This window comes from Acidimicrobiales bacterium, assembly GCA_040219085.1.
Taxonomy (GTDB): Bacteria; Actinomycetota; Acidimicrobiia; order Acidimicrobiales; family JAVJTC01; genus JAVJTC01.
Window position 1 is genome coordinate 1 of record JAVJTC010000032.1, and the last position, 7,413, is coordinate 7,413.

The window sequence follows — 7,413 nt, forward strand, 5'->3', positions numbered from 1 at the left end:
GACGCCGCGTTTGCGGTCCTGTTCGGCGGCGCGGTCTTCGGGGTCTTCGCCGTGGCGGCACCAGTTGCGCACCAGCTGCCGCAGCCGGGCGACGGGGACCCGTCGCGCCCATGCGACCAGGTGGGCTTCGTCTCGGCGGGCTCGGGCCGGGTCTGCTTCACAGGCGAACCACAGCGCGGCGATGTGGCCGGTGGTGATCTTCCCGGCGTCGAGGGCCGTAATCGCTGCGGGGAGGATCTGCGCGACCCGCGCCGCGCGGCGTTGCCGGTTGGCCTCATCGCGGTCTGAACCGGCCGCGTCGGCGGCGCCGCCCGCAGGAGGAGGCGGCACCGGCCCCGCACCATCATCATCCCCGTCGCCGTCACTCTCATCCCCGTCGCCGCTGCTACCGGGGGGCGGCGCGGCATGCGACGCGATCGCCGCCGCGGTACGCGCCGACGCCGCCGCCACGACACGACGATGTGATTCCAGTTCCTTCGACAGCAGGCTCAGCTGATCGACGTCGAGACACGCCAGATCCAGACTCCGCAACCGCACAGCCGCAGCGTCGAGTGACCCACGGGCCTCCCCGAGGCCAGTGTCACGGTCCGTCCCGGAACCGGCTGCGAACATGTGTTCGACCATGAACACACACTAACCAACCCCAGTGACACTCGACCCCGGATGCCGGGGCCCCCGAAGGAATTCTCAGATCAGCCGGAGCGGCGCCGTCCGAGCAGTTGGGCGACCACCTTGCCGTCGGCCTGACCCTTCGTGGCCCGCATGATCTGGCCGGTGAAGAAACCCTGCATCTTCTTCTGGTCGCCCTCGTCGCCGGTGCAGAAACGCTCCCACTCCTCGGCGTTCTCCGCGATGATCCCGTCGAGGATCCCCTCCAGCTCGGAGGTGTCCATCGCCTCGAAACCGTGGGCAGCGGCGACGGACTTCGGGTCACCGCCCGACGCCACCAGCTCGGCCAGCACGGTCTTGGCCTGCGTGGCCGACAACTCACCGGACGTCTCCATCGCCGACAGTGCAGCGAACGTCTCGGCGGACATCTCCCCCACCCCGTCGGCGAGGTTGTTCTCCAGGTGCTTCACGACTCCGTCGGGCGATGCGCCCGCGGCGATCGCGGCCAGAGCGAACTCGTCCTGCTCGCGCTCCACCAGCAGCGCCGCCTCAGTCGGTGCGATCCCCGCAGCCTCGGCCAGAGCGTGGCGACGCTGAGCCGGCAGGACGGGCAGCGCCGCCCGGATCTCCTCGATCCACTCCGCCGACGGCGCCAGCGTCACCAGGTCCGGCTCGGGGAAGTACCGGTAGTCGGTGGCCTCCTCCTTGGACCGCAACGTGTGGGTCCGGCCGTCGTCCTCGTTCCAGTGGCGGGTCTCCTGGGAGATCGGAACCCCAGAGGCGAGCAGGTCGATCTGGCGCTGCGATTCGTACTCGATGGCCCGCGCCAGTGAACGCAGCGAGTTCACGTTCTTGATCTCGCAGCGGGTCCCGAGGCGTTCCTCGCCCATCGGGCGCACCGACACGTTGCAGTCGACGCGCATCGAACCCTCTTCCATCTTCCCGTCCGACGCGCCGATGGCCACGAGGACGGCCCGCAGCTCCGAAACGTAGGCCCGGGCGTCGTCCGCGTTGCGCAGATCGGGCCGACCGACGATCTCGATCAGGGGCACACCTGCGCGGTTGTAGTCCACGAGCGAGTATCCCGAGCCGTGCAGGCGACCGCCGCCGCCGACGTGGGTGGACTTGCCCGTGTCCTCTTCGATGTGGGCCCGTTCGATACCGACGCGTCGCCCGTCGGGCAGTTCCAGCCACCCGTCGATGTTGATCGGATCCTCGTACTGGGAGATCTGGAAGTCCTTCGGCATGTCCGGGTAGAAGTAGTTCTTCCGGGCGAAGGTGGACGGCTGGACGGTGCAGTTCAGAGCGAGACCGACCCGGATGGCCAGTTCCACGGCCTTGCGGTTCAACACCGGCAGGGTCCCCGGCAGACCGAGCGACACCGGGTCGATGCTCGTGTTCGGCTCGCCGCCGAAACGGTTGGGTGCACCGCAGAACAACTTGGTCTCGGTGTGCAACTCCGCATGGACCTCGAGACCGATGACGGTCTCCCACTCGGCGTCGGCGGGATGGCCGAGCCCGGGGTTCGCTTCGGCCTTCTCGGGTGAAACGGTCGTGGCGTCGCTCATCTCAGCCCTCACCTCCGGCCGCGGCCTCCAGGGCACCGGCCACACGGAACATCGTCGTTTCACCGAGAGCCGGCGCCATGATCTGCACGCCGATCGGCAACCCGTCGTCTCCGGCGCCGAACGGCACCGACATGGCCGGGTGCCCCGCCAGGTTCGACGGGATCGTGCACACGTCCGACAGGTACATCGACATCGGGTCGTCGGCCTTCGCTCCCAGTTCGAACGCCGTGGTGGGCGCGGTGGGCGACAACAGGACGTCGAAGTCGTCGTAGGCGGCGGCCATGTCACGCAGGATCAACGTGCGGACCTTCAACGCCTTGCCGTAGTAGGCGTCGTAGTAACCGGCGGACAGGGCGAAGGTGCCGAGCATGATCCGGCGCTTCACCTCGTCGCCGAAGCCGGCGGTCCTCGTCGCCTCGTTCATCGCTGCCACGTTGTCGGCATCGACGCGCATCCCGTAGCGCACGCCGTCGTAGCGGGCGAGGTTGGAGGACGCCTCCGCCGGGGCGATCAGGTAGTACGCGGACAGCCCGTAGACGCAGGCGGGCACGGACACTTCGTCCACCGTGGCGCCCGCCGCGGCCAGCGCATCGGCCGCCGCATTCACGCGGGCCGCGACGTCGGGGGCGATGCCCTCGACCATCAACTCGCGCACGACACCGACCCGCAGGCCCGCGACACCCCCACCGACGGCGCCGACGAGATCGCCGACGGGCTCGGGGATCGAGGTCGAGTCGGCCGGGTCGTGACCGCCGATCACCTCGAGCAGCAGGGCCGCGTCCGAGACCGTGCGGGCGAACGGGCCGATCTGATCCAGCGACGAGGCGAAGGCGATCAGGCCGTAGCGGGAGACCGCGCCGTACGTCGGTTTGACCCCGACCACGCCGCAGAGGGATGCGGGCTGACGGATGGACCCGCCGGTGTCGGAACCGAGCGACAGCGGGGCGAACCCGGCGGCGACAGCTGCGGCGGAACCGCCCGAGGACCCGCCAGGGACCCGGGTGGGATCGTGGGGGTTGCGGGTGGGCCCGAAGGCCGAGTTCTCGGTGGACGAGCCCATGGCGAACTCATCGAGGTTCGTCTTGCCGACGGCGACGGCGCCGGCTGCGGCGAGTCGCGTCACTACCGTCGCGTCATACGGGGGCTTCCAGCCGTCGAGGATTTTCGACGAGCACGTCGTGGGCAGTCCCCGGGTGCACAGGTTGTCCTTCAGGGCGATCGGTACGCCGGCGAGCGGGCCGACCTCATCTCCGGCGGCGACGGCGGCGTCCACCGCCGCGGCGGCCTCACGGGCGGCGTCGGCGGTGACCAGGTTGAACGCGTGGATCTCACCCTCGCGGGCCTCGATCGCCTGCAGATACCCGTCGAGCACCTCCACGGCCGAACGCTCCCCCGCCCGCACGGCGGCGGCGATCTGGTGGGCGGACATCTCGTCGGCGGACGCGCCGGTCACGGCGCCTCGCCCAGGATCGACGGGACACGGAACTGGTGGTCCTCGGCTGCGGGGGCCGCGGCGAGGACCTCGGCGCGGTCCACGGACGAGTTCACCACGTCGTCGCGCATCACGTTGACGAGTCGGTACGGGTGCGACGTCGGTTCGACATCGTCGAGATCGAGGGCCTCGACGTCGCGTGCATGGTCGAGGACGGCGTCGAGTTGGCCGGTGAACCGGTCCAGTTCGTCGTCGGTCAACGCCAGGCGGGCCAGTCGGGCCACGTGCGCGACGTCATCGCGGGAGATTCGCTCGGACATGGGAGTGCATCGTACCGACGCGATACCGTCCGCCCGGACGCCGCGGCATCACAGGTGCCGCTGACGCATCCCCGCATCACCCAGCCAGGAGAGTTTGTTGTCCCGCTACGAGTTCCTCTCACCGGAGTGGCAGGAAGCCGCCCGGGCGTTGCGAGACGAGTACGTCGACCGTGTCCCGGAACCACCGATTCCCGTCAGGGCGAACCTCGTCATCCTCGAGACGCCGTTCGCGACGAAGACGATCGACGCCCACGTCGACACGGGCCAGGGGCACGCCTTCCCCGATCTCGGTCACCTCGACAACCCCGAGATGACCGTCACCATGACCTACGAGACGGTCAGGTCGCTGTTCATCGAGCGCGATACCCAGGCGATGCAGATGGCGTTCATGAGCGGACAGATCCGCGTGGACGGCGACATGACCCGGATGATGTTCCTCTTCGACTTCGAACCCGACGACGAATCGGCCGCGCTCGCCGATGAGATCGACGCCCGCCTCAAGGCAATCACGCTCTGAGCGGCGCGGCCGGAGCCGCTCCCGACGTTGAGCCGAACGTCAACCGTCGGTGGACTCGCGGGTGATGATCCGCACGCAGGTGTCCACGTCGACGACCTCGCCCGCGGGTGGGTCCGTCGTCAACACCTCGTTGTTGGCCGGCCCCTCGGTCTCGCCGATGCACAGGCCCACCTCTTCGAGCATCTCGGCCGCGGTCAGAACGTCGAGGCCTTCGACATCGGGGATCTCCACCGGCTCGGGGCCGTCGGAGACCACCAGGATGACCTCACTCTGGACCTCGAGTTCGGTGCCCTCGGCGGGATCGACCTCGATCACCGAGTCCTCCGGCACCTCCTCGTCGTAGCGGCGGTCCACGGTGACCACGAACCGGGCCGATTCGACCAGCGCGGTCGCCTCCTGCACCTCCATGCCGACGAGACCGGAGGGCACCTCACGGGGAGCGGGACCGCTGGACACGATCACGTCCACCTCCGTCCCCCGGGGGAGGTCCGGAACGACGCTGGACACCTCGAGGACCAGCCCGGCGGGGACGTCCTCGTCGAAGCGTGGGATCTCTTCGCCGAGCATCAGCCCGATCGCAGAGAGCCGTAGACCGACGTCCTCCACCGACAGTCCGATGAGATCCGGCGGGATCGTCGCCAGCGGCTCACCCAGCGACACGGTGACCCGGAGGGTGTCGCCCTCGACGAGCTCGGTCCCTGCGACAGGGTCCTGCAGGTAGATCTCGCCGATGGGCACCTCACCCGGTCGGCCCTCGAGCTTCTCCAGTTCCCAGCCGTTGGCCTCCGCCGCCGATTCGGCGTCGTCGAGCGACCCGCCGATGAGGTCGGGAGCGGCCACCGCGGCGACCTCCGAGGACTCGCGCGCGAACCAGATGGCCGCGCCGACACCGCCGATGAGCAGGAGCGCCACGATCACCCACGGCCAGCGACGGCGGGAATGTGCCGACGGGACCGAGTCGTAGGCGGCACGCGCGGCGCTCTGCTGGGTGGCGAGCGCACGCGCGGTCGAGCGCTCGAGTCGACGGTGCTCGCGTCGGGTGAAGGCCGGCTCCGGGCCGGGGTCGAACTCCGCCGTGCGGGGGTCGAGCGAGGCGACGGTCTCGGGGGTGAAGGCGCTGCCCGTCGAGATGATCTCGGGCTCGTCGTCCCAGTGGACCCCACCGGGCGTACCCGCGTCGGCGTCCACCGGGTCCGCGGCATCGGTGGGCGACCCAGCGGCCCTCGGCGTTCCTGCCGAGTCCGTGGCCGGCGGAATCCCGGCCACGACCGGTGGCGGATCGCCCGCTGATCCGACAGACGGCTGATCAGTCACCGTGCGCGTGCCGTGTTCGGTCGGATCGCCGACCGGGGCCGCACCCGCGGCGAGCGCACCGACCAGCGGCAGCGGCTCCGGGCGCGGCAGCCGCTCGGCGGTCGCCATCAACATGACCGAGAGGCCCCCCGCGTCGAGGCGGTCGGCCACCTCGACCGCACCGGCCCCCTCGAGGGGTCGAACGAGGGGACCGAGTTCCTCGGGGGGCTCCATGGCCTGCTCGACCCTCGCCATCAGAGTGCCGATCGTCGTGTCCGCTTCGAACGGGACCCGACCGGTGACGGCCTCGACGAGCACCAGGGCGAGCGAGTAGACGTCGCCGCGTCCGTCCACCGTCTGGCCGCGGGCCTGTTCGGGCGACGCGTAGCGGGCAGTGCCGAGCACGGCCCCGGTCGGCTCGGTGGTGGAGGCCTCGGCGAGCGCCCGGGCGAGCCCGAAGTCTGCGATCCGGAGCCGTCCGTCGGCGTCGAACAGGAGGTTCGAGGGCTTGATGTCACGGTGAACCACGCCGCGGCGGTGGGCGTGCTCGAGTGCCCGGGCCGCCTCGAGGCCCACGAGCAGGGCCTGCGATGGTGTCAGCATCCGCCCACGGTCGAGCATCGACCGCAGCGACCCGCCCGAACAGAACTCGTTCACGATGAACGGCTCGCCGTCGTAGCCCCAGTCGTGCACCGCCACGATGTGTGCGTGCTGGAGCTGGGCGGCCATGCGCGCCTCGCGGGCGAAGCGGTCCAGGAACGCCTGGTCCTGGGAGAGCGCCTCGTGCAGCAACTTGACGGCGACCTGGCGTCCGAGGGTCGTGTCGTCGGCGAGATAGACCCGCGCAGAGGCGCCCGCGCCGATGGGTGCGACGAGGCGGTACCGCTCGCCGAGGACGCGGCCGACCTGTTCAGCCATGCGGGGGGCGCTCACGCCGCCGAGAGTACCGGCGGGCGCCCCTCCGGATGCGGCATCCCGGGCCGCTGTAGCCAACCCATGGGAGCGCCGGCGCCAGGCGGCCGCCCGACCACGGGGACCCGGCCTCGGCTGCCGGTCACAGAGCGTGCGGACATAGGCTTGATGGCGTGACAGACGCCCGTCCCAGCTCCCGACGCCCCGTCTCGCGCCTCGAGCACCCCGCCGTGCGACGGTGGATCCTCCCGGCGATGGCCCTGCTCGGCCTGGCCGCGATCGCACTCGTCTGGACCCAGCTGGGCGACGGCGAGCCGATCCGCAACGAAGCCGTGCAGGAACTCATCCCGGGACCGGGTGACGAGGTCCTCTCCCAGACCGCTGTCGGGATAGACCTCGTGGACGACGAGCCCTACTTCGTGGGCCTCACCGTCAACGGCGTGCAGATCCCCGCCGACGAGGTCCTCTTCGCGGAGAGCCTGAACCGCGCCACCTTCAACCCGGGCGAGGGTCAGGTGATCGAGAACCTCCAGGCCGAGGAGAACTGTGTCCTCGCCGAGTTCTACCCGACCATCGACGGTCCCGGCGCGACGCAGAGCGAGTTCTGGTGCTTCAACGCGTCCTAGTGCCGTGACCGGCAACGTCGGGGGTGGCGCGTCCACCACTTGAGTGTCGAAGTCGCGTTGGATGTGGGTATGGCTGAACGCGTCCGGGTTCGAGAGATCACCAACGATGAGGGGAATCGTCTGCTCAAGATCGTGC

Annotated in this window: 7 protein-coding genes; 2 read left to right on the forward strand and 5 right to left on the reverse strand. The window is 70.1% G+C overall.

Annotated features, from left to right (window positions below; all coding sequences use genetic code 11):
• From RIE08_14130 to gatC, 4 genes are all read right to left on the reverse strand, one after another.
• Nucleotides 1–624, reverse strand: a 624-nt coding sequence (locus RIE08_14130) for a hypothetical protein (GenBank protein ID MEQ8718745.1), incomplete at its 3' end; no start/stop codon positions are given.
• A gap of 68 nt (nt 625–692) precedes the next feature.
• A complete protein-coding gene (gatB, locus tag RIE08_14135; GenBank protein MEQ8718746.1) occupies nt 693–2,177 on the reverse strand; it encodes an Asp-tRNA(Asn)/Glu-tRNA(Gln) amidotransferase subunit GatB in 1,485 nt (494 codons plus the stop codon).
• 1 nt (nt 2,178) lies between these two features.
• Nucleotides 2,179–3,630, reverse strand: a complete 1,452-nt coding sequence (gene gatA, locus RIE08_14140; GenBank protein MEQ8718747.1) for an Asp-tRNA(Asn)/Glu-tRNA(Gln) amidotransferase subunit GatA — start codon at nt 3,628–3,630, stop codon at nt 2,179–2,181.
• A complete protein-coding gene (gene gatC / locus RIE08_14145; protein MEQ8718748.1) occupies nt 3,627–3,929 on the reverse strand; it encodes an Asp-tRNA(Asn)/Glu-tRNA(Gln) amidotransferase subunit GatC in 303 nt (100 codons plus the stop codon). Before gatC ends, gatA begins: the two co-directional genes overlap by 4 nt.
• A 97-nt stretch (nt 3,930–4,026) precedes the next feature.
• Between gatC and RIE08_14150 the strand changes: the two genes are divergently transcribed.
• The gene (locus tag RIE08_14150; protein ID MEQ8718749.1) at nt 4,027–4,446 is read left to right on the forward strand and encodes a hypothetical protein; all 420 of its coding nucleotides are present in this window, start codon (nt 4,027–4,029) and stop codon (nt 4,444–4,446) included.
• 39 nt (nt 4,447–4,485) lie between these two features.
• Here the strand turns inward: RIE08_14150 and RIE08_14155 are convergent, their stop codons facing one another.
• A complete protein-coding gene (locus RIE08_14155; GenBank protein ID MEQ8718750.1) occupies nt 4,486–6,672 on the reverse strand; it encodes a protein kinase in 2,187 nt (728 codons plus the stop codon).
• A gap of 152 nt (nt 6,673–6,824) precedes the next feature.
• Here RIE08_14155 and RIE08_14160 point away from each other — a divergent pair, with 152 nt between their 5' ends.
• Entirely contained in the window at nt 6,825–7,277 is a 453-nt protein-coding gene (locus tag RIE08_14160) for a hypothetical protein (GenBank protein MEQ8718751.1), read from the forward strand.
• The last annotated feature ends 136 nt before the right edge of the window (nt 7,278–7,413 follow it).

Excerpts from the sequence above, each read along its gene's own strand:
- gatB (MEQ8718746.1), bottom strand. The coding sequence starts at position 2,177 with ATGAGCGACGCCACGACCGTTTCACCCGAGAAGGCCGAAGCGAACCCC.
- gatC (MEQ8718748.1), bottom strand. The coding sequence starts at position 3,929 with ATGTCCGAGCGAATCTCCCGCGATGACGTCGCGCACGTGGCCCGACTG.